The organism is Rhizobium sp. BK008 (assembly GCF_014197345.1).
GTDB lineage: Bacteria > Pseudomonadota > Alphaproteobacteria > Rhizobiales > Rhizobiaceae > Rhizobium > Rhizobium anhuiense.
The window spans coordinates 1879848-1895432 of record NZ_JACIFK010000001.1 but is presented as its reverse complement, the minus strand read 5'-3'; the positions used below and the strand labels follow the sequence as shown (position 1 = coordinate 1895432).

Here is a 15585-nt window from a genome sequence, read left to right as displayed (position 1 = left end):
TGTATTAGAGGTTGGAGATCGGGGATGGCAACGACGCTGATAACGGAAATCCAGCAGGCGCAGACAAGGCTCCCGTTCTTGAGCAGGGCGGATAGAGGAGCCCTCATCGTTCGCATCCTCCACGAACTGAAGGCGCATCGGCGGGAGGCGCTCGGAAACGTGCCGGCCGAGCGCTGCGTTTGGATCGACACCCTCATCGCCTCCGTGTCTTCGACGATCTCGGAAATCGTCAGCATGCAGGACGCCGAGTTCAATCGTGTCCTGAACGAGTTCGAAAAGCTAATGGCGACGCTCGATGACATTTCGCATACGAAGAAGCGGCCGAAGACAATTCATTGAGGAATACATTGGCAGGCACTTACCCATCAGCTTCGATGGCGTAGCGCATCCACCAGAGCGACGAAGGCTGGAGAGGATTGCCTTCTGCTGGGATAGTAGAGATGGTAGCCATCCCAGTGTGGTGAAAAGGATTGCAGCACGCGTCTCAGATGGCCCTTTGCGATATGGGCAAGAGCGACATCTTCCGGCACGTATGCCAGGCCAAGTCCGTGCAGAGCCGCTTCCACACTCTGATAGGAGTTGTTGAAGGCAAGCTGTCCCTCCACTCTGATCCTGATTTCTTTCCCATTGTCTTCGAACTCCCATGCCCAGAAGCCCCCGTAGGTCGGCAGGCGCTCGTTGATGCAGTTGTGGCGGACGAGGTCCTGCGGATGCTCCGGAATCCCCATGCTGTCGAAATAGGAGGGCGCGCCAACGACGGCAAAAGGGAAATCAGGCCCAATGCGCGTCGAGATCATGTCTTTCGCCACCTGCTCTCCCATCCGGACGCCCGCGTCGAAGCGCTCCGTCACGATGTCGGACAGTCCGTTCTCGCGTATCAGTTCGACTTTGATGTCAGGGTTGTCCGGCAGGAAGCGCTGAAGCTTCGGCCAGATGATGCAGTTGACAGCGTGATCGGATGCCGTGATGCGAATGTTCCCGGCGGGTCTTTCCCGGAGCGCCGTGAGAGCGTCGAGCTGAGCATCGATCTCGTCGAAATGTGGCCCCACGCCTTGAAATAATCGTTCTCCCGCTTCGGTGAGCGAAACGGCTCGGGTGGTCCGGGTCAGAAGGCGGATGCCCAGCCGCGCCTCGAGCTGGCGGACGATATGGCTGAGTGCCGACTGGGACACGCCCAGCTTCGCAGCGGCGCGCGTAAAGCTCTTCTCTCGGGCGACCGCCAGAAAAACCATCAGGTCATTGACGTTCTCGCGCGGCATTCATGAGCTCCTTCGGATCAAATGGCGGTTGTACCGAATTTGCAGGGGCCGGACATTGAAATCATCGTGAACATATGGCCGATACGTGCGCTGTCGGCGGAATTCTCCAACCCGTCTCGTCGCAATGGAACAAGTTGCAGCGCTGGCCATTTGTCGTCCATGAAAACAGCCCTGCCGATGTCGCTGCTCGCTCTCACCATCTCCGTTGGCGGTGCGAGCGCGCGGGAACTCCAACCCGAAGCCATCAATACCGCGTCGATTGCTTCCATTGAGGCAGGCAAGCCCAAGCCCGCAGATCCAGACCCGGCGATCGCCCGCCTTCAGGTTCTGCTCGACCGGGCGGGTTCGTCTCCAGGCGAGATCGATGGCCTCTACGGGGAAAACGTCAGCAAGGCCGTGGCCGGCTTCGAGGCGATGAACAAGCTTCCTGTCGATGGCAGGCTGGATCCGGAAGTCATCTCCCACCTGGAAGGCAATGGCCCCATCGTCGCCCCGATCGTTGAAAGCTACGTCGTTTCGGCGGTGGATGCTGCCGGCCTCGTCGACAAGATCCCCGAGGACTATGGCGAGAAGGCGAAGATGCAGAGCTTGGGATATGTGAACGTTGCCGAGAAGCTGTCCGAGCGCTTCCACATGGGTATCGATCTTCTCAATGCCCTCAACCCGGGTTCGCAGTTCGCTCCCGGCGATACGGTGTGGGTCGTGAACTCAGGTCCGCCGAGGGAAGGAAAGGTCAAGAGGATCGAAGCCGACAAGAAGACGGGGCAGGTGCTCGCCTATGCCGAGGACGGATCACTGCTTGCCGTCTATCCCGCGACGATCGGCAGTGAAGACAATCCGGCGCCGTCGGGCAAGCATAAGGTCAAGGGCGTCGCGAGGATGCCGGTCTACCGGTATGACCCGAAGCGCAACTTCAAGCAGGGGAAGAACGATCACGTCCTGACGATCCCGAAAGGACCGAATGGCCCGGTTGGCACGGTGTGGATCGATCTGACCGAACCGACCTATGGAATCCATGGCACGCCGGAGCCGAAGCTCATCGACAAGGTTGGATCGCATGGCTGCGTGCGGCTGACGAACTGGGACGCCGAAGAGCTGGCCGGCATGGTCAAGCCAGGAGTCCTGGTGGACTTCGTCAATCGAAGTGCAGCCACGCCGAAGTGAGGCCCGCACCCGCCGCCTTATCGTCAGCGATTCACGACGCTTTGGCTTCGAAAGCGGGGGCGAAATCACCGAGCGATTTCGCCTTGAGGATCATGCCCTCGATATCCTGTTCCACGATCGCTTCGAGATCGGCGAAGCTGTCGATAACGTAATAGATCGGCTGGAGGATATCGATCCGGTAGGGCGTTCTCAGCACGCTCATGAGATCGAACGGCCGGAACTCGCACGCCTTGCCTTCCATTGCCGCTTTCGCTTCGCTTGGCGATGAGACGATGCCCGCGCCGAAGCAGCGCCGGCCCTGCGGCGTGTTGATCAGGCCGAATTCGACGGTGAACCAGAAGATGCGAAACAGATGCCAGGAATAACCCTTGCCGAGACCGACGGCGGTTTCGCCGAAATGCCGGACGAAATTGGCATAGCTCTGATTGGTGAGCATCGGGCAGTGGCCGAAAACCTCGTGGAACAGGTCCGGTTCCTCGATATAGTCGATATGCTCGCGACGGCGCAGGAAGGTTGCAAGCGGGAATTTGCCTTGCGACAGAAGCTCATAAAAGCGTGAGGGCGGAATGAGGGCCGGCACGCCTTCGACGCCGAAGCCGGTGGTCTCGTTCAGGCGTCTGTTCACATCGAGAAGCTGAGGCACCTTATCAGGCGTCAGTCCCAGCAATTTGACGCCGTCCAGATATTCGCGGCAGGCCGTATCGGCGAGCAGCTTCATCTGACGCCGGTAGAGCTCGCCCCATATCGCATCTTCATCCGGGGTATAGTCATAGAGGCCGTCCGGGCCGGGCAGTTTGGCGGTGTAGCTGCTTTCCTTGGTCATTCGCTGATCCTCCCAGATGCGGCGCTATTCCTGCCATTATGATCCAGGTTTGGAGGATTTTCTTTTCTTTCGTGCTGGCTGTTGCCATACTCTTGGCAAATCTTCCCGAAAGTGGCGCCAAAAATGAAAGAAACTGGGAATTTTCACCGCAGGCTTCTGCAACTCGTTCAGGCCGACGGCAGCCTTTCGCTGGCAGACCTGGCCGAAAAGGCCGGCATGTCGCAGAGTTCAGCTTGGCGGAAGATCCAGGAACTGGAAGCCGACGGCGTCATCCGCAAGCGGGTGACGCTGCTCGATCCCGGAAAACTCGATCTCAAGCTCTGCGTCATTGCGCATGTGACGCTGGAGGATCACCACGAAGAGGCGGTTGCCTCTTTCGCTTCCGTTGTGCTGGAGCGGCCGGAGATCATGGAGTGTTACGCCCTGTCAGGTGCCTTCGACTATATGCTGAAGATCCGGGCGAGGGACGTGGAAAGCTACGAAGCCTTCATGACCCGCTACCTCATGCGCAATCCGCATGTGCGCACCGTCGTCTCGAGCTTCGTGCTGCGCGAGCTGAAATTCTCGACCGAACTGCCGCTCTGATTGAGATGCGTCTGCACAGGGCGATGTTGTCGCCATGTCAATGACCCGGCATGTGCACCGGAAAGCCTTCGAATGTCTTCAGCGTGTCGAGCACGATCGACGTCTTCACATGCTGCACCGACTCGTGCGGCAACAGAACGTCGTTGACGAATTTTGAAAGGTCGGCGAGCCCGCGGGTCGCGACCTTCAGGTGATAGTCCATTTCACCGGTCAGCGCATAGGCTTCGAGAACTTCCGGCAGTCCGTTGATCAGCTGCGAAAACCGGCGGGCATTGTCCCGGTTGTGGGTGGCAAGTGTCACCGAAATGACGACCAGCATATCGAGGCCTAGCTTCTGCTGATCGAGGTAGGCGCGGTAGCTGCGGATATATCCCTCAGCCTCCAGTCTCGTGCGCCGGCGCGAGCATTGCGACGGTGAAAGCGCGATCCGCTCGCCGAGCTCGTTGTTCGTCAACCGTCCGTCCTTTTGAAGCTCCTGGAGTAGGCGCAAATCCAATTTGTCGAGCTGTTCATCCATTGCGCAAAATCTCCAAAACACTCACAAACCGTGCATAATATCTTCTTGGAGCATAAAGAATGCAAGAACTTTGCGCGCGTTTTGGGCCACACTTTGCACCAGTCAAGGTTCAATCCTCAGGAGGAGAAAATGGGCCCTTTTCCACATGATGCGCCGCCTTCGGAAATCACCGCCGACAACCCGGCAGGTACCGACGGCTTCGAATTCGTCGAATTCGCCCATCCCGAGCCCGAGAAGCTCAGCGAGCTCTTCACACGCATGGGCTATGTGGCGGTCGCCAGGCACAAGACCAAGGACATCACCGTCTGGCGCCAGGGTGACATCAACTATGTCCTGAACGCCGAACCCGGCAGCCATGCCGCCCGTTTCGTCGCAAATCACGGTCCCTGCGCTCCGTCGATGGCATGGCGCGTCGTCGACGCCAGGCACGCTTTCGATCATGCGGTGTCGAAGGGCGCCGTTCCCTATGAAGGGGACGACAAGATGCTCGACGTCCCGGCGATCGTCGGCATTGGCGGCTCGCTGCTCTATTTCGTCGAGACCTATGGCGCAAAGGGATCGGTTTACGATGCCGAGTTCGATTGGCTTGGCGAGCGCAACCCGCATCCCCAGGGGATCGGCTTCTATTACCTCGACCATCTCACCCACAACGTCTTCCGCGGCAACATGGACAAGTGGTGGGATTTTTACCGCAACCTGTTCAATTTCAAGCAGATTCACTTCTTCGATATCGATGGCCGCATCACCGGTCTGGTCAGCCGCGCCATCACCTCACCCTGCGGCAAGATCCGCATTCCGCTGAATGAATCGAAGGACGATACCAGCCAGATCGAAGAATATCTGAAGAAGTACCGGGGCGAGGGCATCCAGCACATCGCCGTTGGAACGGAGGATATCTACGACGCGACCGACAGGCTGGCCGATAACGGCCTGCGCTTCATGCCGGGGCCGCCGGAGACCTATTACGACATGTCCTATGAACGGGTGAACGGCCATAGCGAACCGATCGAACGCATGAAGAAGCACGGCATCCTCATCGATGGCGAAGGCGTGGTGAATGGCGGCATGACGAAAATCCTGCTGCAGATCTTCTCCAAGACCGTCATCGGCCCGATCTTCTTCGAATTCATCCAGCGCAAGGGCGACGAGGGCTTCGGCGAGGGCAACTTCCGTGCGCTGTTCGAGTCGATCGAGGCCGATCAGATCAAGCGTGGTGTCATCGGCGCGGCGGCGGAGTAAACTCTAAGCGCCGCGGGTTTTCAGAGCCGCGGCGCTGCGGCGTTTTCGGGGAGGAGTTGAGAATGGACCAGACATCGATCCAGGCGTCGGACGGTGAAGCCGCGACGGCAAACAGGCTGAAATACATGCCGGGCTTCGGCAATGACTTCGAAACCGAGTCGCTGCCCGGCGCCTTACCGCAGGGCCAGAACAGCCCGCAGAAATGCAATTACGGCCTCTATGCCGAGCAGCTTTCCGGCTCGCCGTTCACCGCGCCGCGCGGCACGAATGAAAGGTCCTGGCTTTATCGCATTCGACCGAGCGTGCGCCACACCCGCCGCTTCTCCAACGCGTCCTATCCGCTCTGGAAAACGGCGCCATGTCTCGACGAACATTCGCTGCCTCTCGGCCAGCTTCGCTGGGATCCGATCCCCGCGCCCACGGAAAAGCTGACCTTTCTCGAGGGAGTGCGGACCATCACGACGGCAGGCGATGCCACCACCCAGGTCGGCATGTCGGCCCATGCCTACCTCTTCAATGAGGACATGGTCGACGATTACTTCTTCAACGCCGATGGTGAACTGCTGATCGTGCCGCAGCTCGGCGCCATCAGGGTGTTCACCGAAATGGGCATCATGGATGTCGAGCCGCTGGAAATATGTCTCATCCCGCGCGGCATGATGTTCAAGATTTTGAGGGGCGGTGAACAGACGGTCTGGCGTGGCTATATCTGCGAGAACTACGGCGCGAAATTCACGCTGCCGGATCGCGGCCCGATCGGCGCCAACTGCCTGGCAAACCCGCGTGACTTCAAGACACCCGTCGCCGCTTTCGAAGACAAGGAAACGCCTTGCCGCGTGCATGTGAAGTGGTGCGGAAAATTCTATGTCACGGAGATCGGCCACTCGCCGCTCGATGTGGTCGCCTGGCACGGCAATTACGCGCCTTACAAATATGACCTGCGGACGTTTTCTCCGGTCGGCGCCATCAGCTTCGACCATCCCGATCCGTCGATTTTTTCAGTGCTGACCGCGCCCACCGAAGATGCCGGTACCGCCAATGTCGATTTCGTGATTTTTCCGCCGCGCTGGCTGGTCGCCGAGCACACGTTCCGCCCGCCCTGGTACCACCGGAACATCATGAGCGAATTCATGGGCCTGATCCACGGCCAGTACGACGCCAAGGAGGAGGGTTTCGTGCCGGGCGGCATGAGCCTGCACAACATGATGCTTCCCCACGGGCCGGATGCGCTCGCCTTCGAAAAGGCATCCAATACCGAGCTCAAGCCGGTGAAGCTCGATCACACCATGGCCTTCATGTTCGAGACCCGGTACCCGCAGCAACTGACGAAATATGCGGCCGAGCTCGAAACGCTGCAGGATGACTACCTCGAGTGCTGGGACGGCCTGGAACGCAAGTTCGACGGAACCCCCGGATTCAAGTGAAGTATCAAGTGAAGCATCAAGCGAAGACATCCTCCGGCATTGGAATTCGGACATGAAACTTGCGACCTTGAAGGACTCTACGCGGGACGGCCGGCTGGTCGTCGTTTCCCGCGACCTGACCCGCTGTTCGGAAGTCGGCCACATCGCCCGCACATTGCAGGCAGCACTCGACGACTGGGAGCATGTGGCGCCGAGGCTTGCATTGATTGCCGAAGGCATCGAGACCGGAGCCCAGCCGACGATCCGCTTTCACGAACATGACGCTACGTCACCTCTACCGCGGGCCTACCAATGGGCAGATGGTTCCGCTTACGTCAACCATGTCGAACTGGTGCGCAAGGCGCGCGGTGCCGAGATGCCGGCGAGCTTCTGGACCGATCCGCTGATCTATCAAGGCGGGTCGGACACTTTCCTCGCCCCGCGCGACCCGATCGTGATGGCCGACGAGGTTTACGGGATCGACATGGAGGGCGAGGTCGCCGTCATCACCGGCGACGTCGCCATGGGTTCCAGCCCGGAAGCGGCGCGCGGCGCGATCCGGCTGGTGATGCTCGTCAACGACGTGTCGCTGCGCGGTCTGATCCCCGACGAACTGGCGAAGGGATTTGGTTTCTTCCAGTCGAAACCGGCCTCGGCATTTTCGCCGGTCGCGGTGACGCCGGACGAGCTTGGAGAGGCCTGGGATGGCGGCAAGCTGCATCTTCCGCTGCTCGTCAGTTTGAACGGCAAGGCCTTCGGCAAGGCGAATGCCGGCATCGACATGACATTCGATTTCGGCCAGCTGATCGCCCATGCCGCCAAAACCCGCCATCTTGCGGCCGGCACGATCATCGGTTCCGGCACTGTTTCCAACAAGCTCGACGGCGGCCCCGGCAAGCCGGTGGACGGTGGCGGAAACGGCTACTCTTGCATTGCCGAACTCCGGATGATCGAGGCCATCGAGACCGGATCGCCGAAGACGCCGTTCATGAAGTTCGGCGATCAGGTTCGCATCGAGATGAAGGATCATGCCGGTCATTCGATCTTCGGGGCGATCGAGCAGACGGTCGAAAAATACGGGGGAGCCGGGCGGCAATGAACGAGGTCGTTCTCTACGACTACTGGCGATCATCGGCGAGCTATCGCGTCCGCATCGCGCTCAATCTCCTGGGCGTCGACTATCGGACCGCGCCGATCAACCTGTTGGAGGGCGCGCACAGGACGCCGGACTATCTCGCGCTCAACCCGCAAGGCTTGGTGCCGACACTGGTGATCAACGGGAAAACACTGACGCAGTCGCTTGCCATCATCGAATATCTCGCCGAAACCCGACCGGAATGCGGATTGCTGCCGTCTGATATCGCCGATCGCCAGAAAGTCCGCGCCCTCGCATATGCGGTTGCCATGGACATCCATCCGATCTGCAACCTGCATGTCGTCTCGCATCTGATGACGCTGACAGACAAGACGGATGCCCGTGAGGAATGGATGAAACATTTCATCACGGACGGGCTTCGCAAACTGGAAGCCATGATCGGTGAAGGTTATGGCACATTCAGCTTCGGAGATACACCGACGATGGCGGACCTCTGTCTCGTTCCCCAGGTCTACAATGCCCGCCGCTGGGGTGTGGATCTGACCGCTTTTACGCGTATCGTCGATATCGACGCCAGATGCGCCGAACTGCCCGCCTTCCAGACGGCGCATCCTGACCGGGTGAAACCGTAACGGCAGGCCTAACCACACGAAATCCGAAGACGCACTGCCTTTTTCCTGCTGCTCCCACATCAATTGCCGGCACCGCGTCGGATCGCCTGGGCTGGGATCTATCGATCGCGGCGAGCAACCGGCGTTTACCGTGTCTTATCACTTCTGATTGTGCCGCTTGCCAGAAGATCGCCCCTTGTGCATTGATCAGGTTGCTGGGGTAGGTCTGAAATGTTCTCGTCAAAGCTGTTGATCTTCAAACTCGTGATTGCTACGGGCTTGGTCGCCAATGAGGCCGAGGCGCGTCTTGGCTATACCGTGCACCGCACAGCCACCGATCCCGCCTTCGTCATAGTCTCAGGCGCTTTCGAATACAGCGATGATCTCCTTGCGTTCCGTGATGTCGTTGCACGGGATCGTCCTGTTGTCGTCAGCTTCGACAGTCCGGGTGGTAACATCGCCAAGGCGATGGAATTCGGCCGGCTTGTTCGTGCGTTAGGACTTTCGACCTTGCAGGTCCGAGCCGCCGAATGTGCCTCCGCTTGTTCTCTTGCATTTCTTGGCGGGGTGCATCGCTTTGCACAACCGGGCTCTATCGGCGTTCACAAGTCGTCATTCAGTGACACAAAGGGCATGCCTGTCAATGACGCCGTGTCGGCGGTTCAACAGGTCACGGCGGACGTCATTGGTTACATGTCCGAAATGGGTGTCGATCCCGGATTGCTGCAACTTTCCTTGAGCTACGATAGTGATGACATTCGCTATCTCTCAGGCAGCGAAATGACGAAGTACAGGGTCACGACCCCTACCTTGCCGCCGCTTCTTTCGACGGAAGTCGAACCCGAGGCTTCCCGCGACGCACGAGCGCCGGACGGCGTTCAGGCGAAGGCGGAACCATCGCTGCAGGTGCCTGTCGCAAGAAGCGGGTCGGTACGGCATCCAAAGGGCAAGGCGCCGATAAAGGCTTTGAACAATCCCGACTCGAAGACCATCGGCGAGGCGCTGAACGGAAGCAGTGTTCAGATAATCAACATCGATGGAGACTGGTACCGCGTCGCCGTCTCCGGAAGTACCGGATATATGCACTACTCGTGGGTTCACGTGGCCGAGTTTGAGGAGGATGCCGGTGATGGACGATATGTGCAGGTGAAGAGCTTCAGCTCTCTCCCGGAAGCAGAGGCCTTCATCAAGCAATCACCTGTCCCTCTCGCTGCTCATCTGGCAGCCAACGGATGGTTCGCCGTGACCTTGCGTGACGTCTACGGCCAACAGGAAGCCAAGGACGTTTCAAACGCATTGAAGACTCATGGCCTCATTGCAAAGGATTCGATGATCACCCTCGGGAATACATACGTGCGCAAGATATGCTGCGAATGACGAAGGGAGAAATACACATGCTCGAGGGCTGGGTAAGAATGCGCAAATTCGTCTCGTTGATATCGATACTGCTGGCGTTCGTCGCCATGGCCGGAGAGGGGCATGCAGCAATTTCCTACCAACGTGTGGACGGCGCCCCGGGAGGGCGTGGTCTGGTGATAAAGGGCGTGTTTGAATTCTCCGACGATCCGACGCAGCTTGTCGAAGAATACAGGCAGTACCAAGCGGACTACATCAGCTTTGACTCGCCCGGCGGAAGCGTGGCCACCGCGATCATGTTCGGCCGCGCCATCCGCGCACTGAATGCAAGAACGCTCCAGATCAGAGCCATGGAATGTGCATCGGCTTGCGCCTTGGCCTTCGTCGGTGGCGTCGAAAGGTTCGCCGAGCCGGGCTCGATCGGCGTGCATCGGGCTTCCCTGTCCGATGACGCCACGGTGGACAACAAATTGGCGGTCTCGACCGTTCAAGCAATGACCGGCGAGATCATCGGCTACCTCACCGACATGGGGGTAAGCCCCAATCTGCTGCAGCTCAGCCTGTCGATCGACAGCACCGATATACGGTATCTCACCGCTGCGGAAATGCGGGACTGGAACATCAACACGCCCGAGGATATGCCGTCGGCACAGGAAAGCGCGCCGCCCCCGCCAGACGCCGCACCGCAGGAGAGTGCAACACCCGCCGACATGCCGTCAGACCCCAGCGCTTCCGAGGAGGTGGCCGCCTCCGAACCCGGCGACCTGACCACGGAGGCGGTTGATTTCGTCAACCGATACAATGACGAATGGTCGAAAGACAGCGCTTCGGCGCTTGATTTCATGAAGAGCGTCTATGCCGATCAGGTTTCCTTCTTCGGGACGGTGGTCGACAAAGACGTCGTCTTGAAAGACAAGGCGGCCTTCGCCCAACGCTGGCCAGAGCGCATATACAGCGTGAAACCCGGCTCCGTGACCGCCAGCTGCGCCGGAAAATGCGAAATGTCAGGAATTGTCGAATGGTTTGCCCGAAACCGGGATACAGGTAGGACAACTTCCGGGATGGCGGAATTCTCTTTCGTGTGGAACACCGCCTCCCTGCAGATCGAGTCCGAGACCGGAAAGGTGATCGCCACAGACAAAGGAGCCAAAGCGCCGGATCGGTTGATCCAGCAGTGGATAGGACTGGACGACATCTGCCGCGGCAGCACCGATCGCTACGGCATCGAGACGGAGCGGGCCTGCAAACGGCGCGAGCAGATCAGTCCGCTGCTCAATCGCGTTGACTGGTGCTATGGCCATGAGGATGAAGCCGGAATGGATATGCAATGGCACAAATGCGATGCCAACTCCCGTAGGTATTGAGATTAAGTATGCCGGACCGGAAGCGAACGTTGAAGGGTCCTTGGCCGCGCTTCTCCGGAATGACTAGCGCCGAGGCGGTTTCACCGTCGGCTGCGGCGAGCGCGGAGTAGAAGGCAAGAATACCACGGGGTCTATCTCGAGCTTCAAACGAGTGGCGATCGTCTCGGCCAAATAAAAAGCCGCCGGCAGCTGACTGTCGGCGGCTTTTGACTATCGATCAGTTTGTGTCGGACGCCTTTCAACGGGGCGCGCTAGACAACAAACGCCCACTCAGCTGCACCCGCTCGTAGCACCACACGTGTCGCACTTCTCGCAGGTCCCATTCCGCACCATCGTGAAGTTCTGGCACTCCGAGCACATGTTGCCGGTATAGCCCTGCATGATCGAGCGTTGGCGGCGTTCGGCCTCCCGCTTCTTGGCTTCGGATTTCGCCGTGGCCGCGTCGGCCGCCGCCTTGTCGGAGAAGAGGGCGGTTGCGTCGCTGGTGATTTCGTCGATCACCTCTTCGGCAATCTCTTCCGCCAGTTCCTTGGCGCGCTCCTCATAGTCGCGCTTGAAGGCGACGATTTCGGAGGTGGAGATGGCGACCGTCGGCTCCAGCTTGCGGGCGGCACTGCCGGCAAAGGCAGTCACGGTACCGGTGGAAGCGGCGCGGGCAGGGGCGGCAGTCGCCGCACCCTTGGGCTCGGCCGCTGCCTGGCGTTCGCCGCCGGTGCCGGAGACCAGGGTCGGCTTGTAGCCGCGGGTCCAGCCGGTGGAGAGCAGGTTGGTCTTGCCCTCCTGGATGCCCTTGCCGAGTGCGGTGTTGGAGAAGTCGGACGTATCGACATGCGCCAGGTCATGGCGGCCGAGATAGGAGACGGCAAGTTCGCGGAAGACGTAGTCGAGGATCGACGTGGCGTTCTTGATCGCGTCATTGCCGATGACCATGCCGGCCGGCTCGAACTTGGTGAAGGTGAAGGCCTCGACATATTCCTCGAGCGGCACGCCATATTGCAGGCCGAGCGAGATGGCGATGGCGAAATTGTTCATCATCGCGCGGAAGGCAGCGCCTTCCTTGTGCATGTCGATGAAGATCTCGCCGAGGCGGCCGTCGCCGAACTCGCCGGTGCGGAGATAGACCTTGTGTCCGCCGACGGCGGCCTTCTGGGTGTAGCCCTGGCGGCGGTTCGGCAGCTTCTCGCGTTCGCGCGAAACGCGTTCGATCACCCGCTCGATGATCTTCTCGGTGATGGTGACGGCCTGGGCGGCGACCGGCGCCTGCAGCAGTTCCTCCAGCGCATCCTCGTCATCCTCGTCTTCGATCAGCGAGGCATTGAGCGGCTGCGACAGCTTCGAGCCGTCGCGATAGAGCGCGTTGGCCTTGAGGCCGAGCTTCCAGGAGAGCAGGTAGGCGTTCTTGCAATCCTCGACGGTCGCCTCGTTCGGCATGTTGATCGTCTTGGAAATCGCACCCGAGATGAACGGCTGGGCCGCCGCCATCATGCGGATATGGCTTTCCACAGAGAGGTAGCGCTTACCGATCTTGCCGCAGGGATTGGCGCAATCGAAGACCGGCAGATGCTCATTCTTGAGGAAGGGCGCGCCTTCCAGCGTCATCGCACCGCAGACATGGATGTTGGCGGCTTCGATGTCCTTCTTCGAGAAGCCGATATGGTCGAGCAGGCTGAAGCTCATGTCGGACAGCTGTTCGTCGGAAACCTTCAGCGTGTCCTTCAGGAAGTCGGCGCCGAGCGTCCACTGGTTGAAGACGAACTTGATGTCGAAGGCGCTCTTCAGCGCGGCGTTGACGGCTTCCACCTTCTCGTCGGTGAAGCCCTTGGTCTTCAGCGTCGATGGGTTGATCGCCGGCGCCTGGTTCAGGTTGCCGTGGCCGACGGCATAGGCCTCGATCTCGGCAATCTGGCTCTCGGAATAGCCGAGCGTGCGCAGCGCTTCGGGCACGGCGCGGTTGATGATCTTGAAGTAGCCGCCGCCGGCGAGCTTCTTGAACTTGACGAGGGCGAAGTCGGGCTCGATGCCGGTGGTGTCGCAATCCATGACGAGACCGATCGTGCCGGTGGGCGCGATGACCGAGACCTGGGCGTTGCGATAGCCATGCTGTTCGCCGAGCTCGAGCGCCTTGTCCCAGGCCGATTTGGCGTGGGCGACGAGATCCTGGTCCGGGTTTTCTGAATGGATCAGCGCGACCGGGTTGATCGACAGGGCCTCATAGCCTGACGTCTCGCCATGGGCGGCGCGGCGATGGTTGCGGATGACCCTGAGCATGCTCTCGCGGTTCGGCGCGAAGTTCGGGAAGGGCCCGAGTTCGGCAGCCATTTCGGCCGAGGTCGCATAGCAGACGCCAGTCATGATCGCGGTCAGCGAACCGGCAATGGCGCGGGCCTCGGTGGAGTCGTAGGGAATGCCCGACGACATCAGCAGGCCGCCGATATTGGCGTAGCCAAGGCCGAGCGTGCGGTATTCGTAGGAGAGTTCGGCAATGCGCTTCGACGGGAACTGCGCCATCATCACCGAGACTTCGAGCACAACGGTCCACAGGCGAACGGCATGTTCGTAATCGGCAATGTTGATGCGCTTGGTGGCCTTGTCCTTGAACTGCAGCAGGTTCAGCGAGGCAAGGTTGCAGGCCGTGTCGTCGAGGAACATATATTCCGAGCACGGGTTCGAGCCGCGGATCGGGCCGCCGGCCGGCGAAGTGTGCCAGTCGTTCATCGTCGTGTTGAAGTGGATGCCCGGATCGGCCGAGGCCCAGGCAGCGTAGGAAATCGTTTCCCAGAGATCGCGCGCCTTAAGCGTCTTCATCACCCTGCCGTCCTTGCGGGCGGTCAGGTTCCATTCGCCATCATTCTCGACGGCGCGCAGGAAGTCGTCCTTGATCGAGACGGAGTTGTTGGAGTTCTGGCCCGATACCGTGAGGTAGGCTTCCGAATCCCAATCCGTGTCGTAGGTCTTGAACTGGAGATCCTTATAGCCCTGGCGGGCGAACTGGATGACGCGCTGGACGTAGTTCTCCGGAACCTGGTCCTTCTTGGCAGCGCGGATTTCGCGCTTCAGGGCAGGGTTCTTGCCCGGGTCGAAGCAATCCCCGTTGTCGCCGCCTTCACAATTGAAGCAGGCCTTCATGATCGCCTTCAGATGCTTGGCGACGACCTTCGAGCCGGTGACCAGGGCCGCGACCTTCTGCTCTTCCTTGACCTTCCAGTTGATGTATTCCTCGATGTCGGGATGGTCGATATCGACGACCACCATCTTGGCGGCGCGGCGCGTCGTGCCGCCCGATTTGATGGCGCCGGCGGCGCGGTCGCCGATCTTCAGGAAGCTCATCAGACCGGAGGAGCGGCCGCCGCCGGAAAGCTTTTCGCCTTCGCCGCGCAGCATGGAGAAGTTGGAGCCCGTGCCGGAGCCGTATTTGAACAGGCGCGCTTCACGCACCCAGAGGTCCATGATGCCGCCTTCGTTGACGAGATCGTCCTCGACCGACTGGATGAAGCAGGCATGCGGCTGCGGATGTTCGTAGGCCGACTTGGACTTGGTCAGCTTGCCGGTGAAGGGATCGACATAGAAATGGCCCTGGCCTGGGCCGTCGATGCCGTAGGCCCAGTGCAGGCCGGTGTTGAACCATTGCGGAGAGTTCGGGGCGACGCGCTGGGTGGCGAGCATATAGGCAAGCTCGTCCTTGAAGGCCGCGGCGTCTTCCTCGGAGGAGAAATAGCCGCCCTTCCAGCCCCAATAGGTCCAGGTGCCGGCAAGACGGTCGAAAACCTGGCGCGCATCGATTTCGGAGCCGGTCTGCTCATCCTTCGGCAGGGTCTTCAGCGCAGCATCGTCGGGAACGGAGCGCCACAGGAAGGAGGGAACGTCGTTTTCCTCGACCTTCTTCAGGCGGGTGGGGACGCCAGCCTTGCGGAAATACTTCTGCGCCAGAACGTCGGTCGCGACCTGGGAGAACTGCGCGGGAACGTCGATATTCTCGAGGCGGAACACGATCGAACCGTCGGGGTTCTTGATCTCGCTCGTCGCCTTGCGGAATTCGATATCCGCATAGGCGCCTTGGCCGGCCTTCGTGAAACGACGTTCGATGCGCATGGTCTTGACCTCGTGTTGGCGCCCGATCCCCAGCGACCGGGGCGCAAAATTCCTATCCGGCGGCACTTTGTCGTCGTGC

13 protein-coding genes are annotated in these 15585 nt (G+C 60.0%); 9 read left to right on the top strand and 4 right to left on the bottom strand.

Annotation, left to right across the window (positions count from 1 at the left end; all coding sequences use genetic code 11):
* The first annotated feature begins 24 nt into the window (after positions 1–24).
* Positions 25–339: a hypothetical protein gene (locus tag FHT69_RS09305; RefSeq protein ID WP_047614547.1), complete on the top strand. Its 315-nt coding sequence runs from the start codon at positions 25–27 to the stop codon at positions 337–339.
* Between the two features lie 26 nt (positions 340–365).
* On the opposite strand, the gene FHT69_RS09300 is transcribed toward FHT69_RS09305, so the two are convergent.
* The gene (locus FHT69_RS09300) at positions 366–1259 is read right to left on the bottom strand and encodes a LysR family transcriptional regulator (protein WP_183905257.1); all 894 of its coding nucleotides are present in this window, start codon (positions 1257–1259) and stop codon (positions 366–368) included.
* Positions 1260–1409: 150 nt separating this feature from the next.
* On the opposite strand from FHT69_RS09300, the gene FHT69_RS09295 reads away from it, so the two are divergent.
* A complete protein-coding gene (locus FHT69_RS09295) occupies positions 1410–2423 on the top strand; it encodes a L,D-transpeptidase (RefSeq protein ID WP_183905256.1) in 1014 nt (337 codons plus the stop codon).
* Between the two features lie 31 nt (positions 2424–2454).
* Here FHT69_RS09295 and FHT69_RS09290 read toward each other — a convergent pair whose 3' ends face one another.
* Positions 2455–3246 (bottom strand): phenylalanine 4-monooxygenase, encoded by a 792-nt coding sequence (locus FHT69_RS09290; RefSeq protein WP_047614550.1) that lies wholly within the window; start codon positions 3244–3246, stop codon positions 2455–2457.
* Positions 3247–3369: 123 nt separating this feature from the next.
* Between FHT69_RS09290 and FHT69_RS09285 the strand changes: the two genes are divergently transcribed.
* Positions 3370–3831: an Lrp/AsnC family transcriptional regulator gene (locus tag FHT69_RS09285; RefSeq protein WP_047614551.1), complete on the top strand. Its 462-nt coding sequence runs from the start codon at positions 3370–3372 to the stop codon at positions 3829–3831.
* A gap of 37 nt (positions 3832–3868) precedes the next feature.
* Here FHT69_RS09285 and FHT69_RS09280 read toward each other — a convergent pair whose 3' ends face one another.
* Positions 3869–4348, bottom strand: coding sequence for an Lrp/AsnC family transcriptional regulator (locus tag FHT69_RS09280; protein ID WP_029867958.1), 480 nt, complete (start codon positions 4346–4348; stop codon positions 3869–3871).
* Between the two features lie 129 nt (positions 4349–4477).
* On the opposite strand from FHT69_RS09280, the gene hppD reads away from it, so the two are divergent.
* From hppD to FHT69_RS09250, 6 genes are all read left to right on the top strand, one after another.
* Positions 4478–5587, top strand: coding sequence for a 4-hydroxyphenylpyruvate dioxygenase (gene hppD, locus FHT69_RS09275; RefSeq protein WP_183905255.1), 1110 nt, complete (start codon positions 4478–4480; stop codon positions 5585–5587).
* A gap of 62 nt (positions 5588–5649) precedes the next feature.
* On the top strand, positions 5650–7011 hold the full coding sequence (gene hmgA / locus FHT69_RS09270) for a homogentisate 1,2-dioxygenase (RefSeq protein WP_183905254.1): 1362 nt from the start codon (positions 5650–5652) through the stop codon (positions 7009–7011).
* 52 nt (positions 7012–7063) lie between these two features.
* Positions 7064–8089 carry a fumarylacetoacetate hydrolase family protein gene (locus FHT69_RS09265; protein ID WP_047614555.1) on the top strand — a complete coding sequence of 342 codons (1026 nt, stop codon included), beginning with the start codon at positions 7064–7066 and terminating at the stop codon, positions 8087–8089.
* Complete coding sequence (maiA, locus tag FHT69_RS09260; protein ID WP_168332920.1) at positions 8086–8718, top strand: maleylacetoacetate isomerase; 633 nt, start codon at positions 8086–8088, stop codon at positions 8716–8718. The genes FHT69_RS09265 and maiA overlap by 4 nt, the downstream gene beginning before the upstream one ends.
* A gap of 210 nt (positions 8719–8928) precedes the next feature.
* Positions 8929–10074 carry an SH3 domain-containing protein gene (locus tag FHT69_RS09255; protein ID WP_183905253.1) on the top strand — a complete coding sequence of 382 codons (1146 nt, stop codon included), beginning with the start codon at positions 8929–8931 and terminating at the stop codon, positions 10072–10074.
* A gap of 17 nt (positions 10075–10091) precedes the next feature.
* Positions 10092–11417 (top strand): hypothetical protein, encoded by a 1326-nt coding sequence (locus tag FHT69_RS09250; protein ID WP_183905252.1) that lies wholly within the window; start codon positions 10092–10094, stop codon positions 11415–11417.
* A 270-nt stretch (positions 11418–11687) separates the two neighbouring features.
* Here FHT69_RS09250 and FHT69_RS09245 read toward each other — a convergent pair whose 3' ends face one another.
* The gene (locus tag FHT69_RS09245; RefSeq protein WP_183905251.1) at positions 11688–15506 is read right to left on the bottom strand and encodes a vitamin B12-dependent ribonucleotide reductase; all 3819 of its coding nucleotides are present in this window, start codon (positions 15504–15506) and stop codon (positions 11688–11690) included.
* Between the last annotated feature and the right edge of the window lie 79 nt (positions 15507–15585).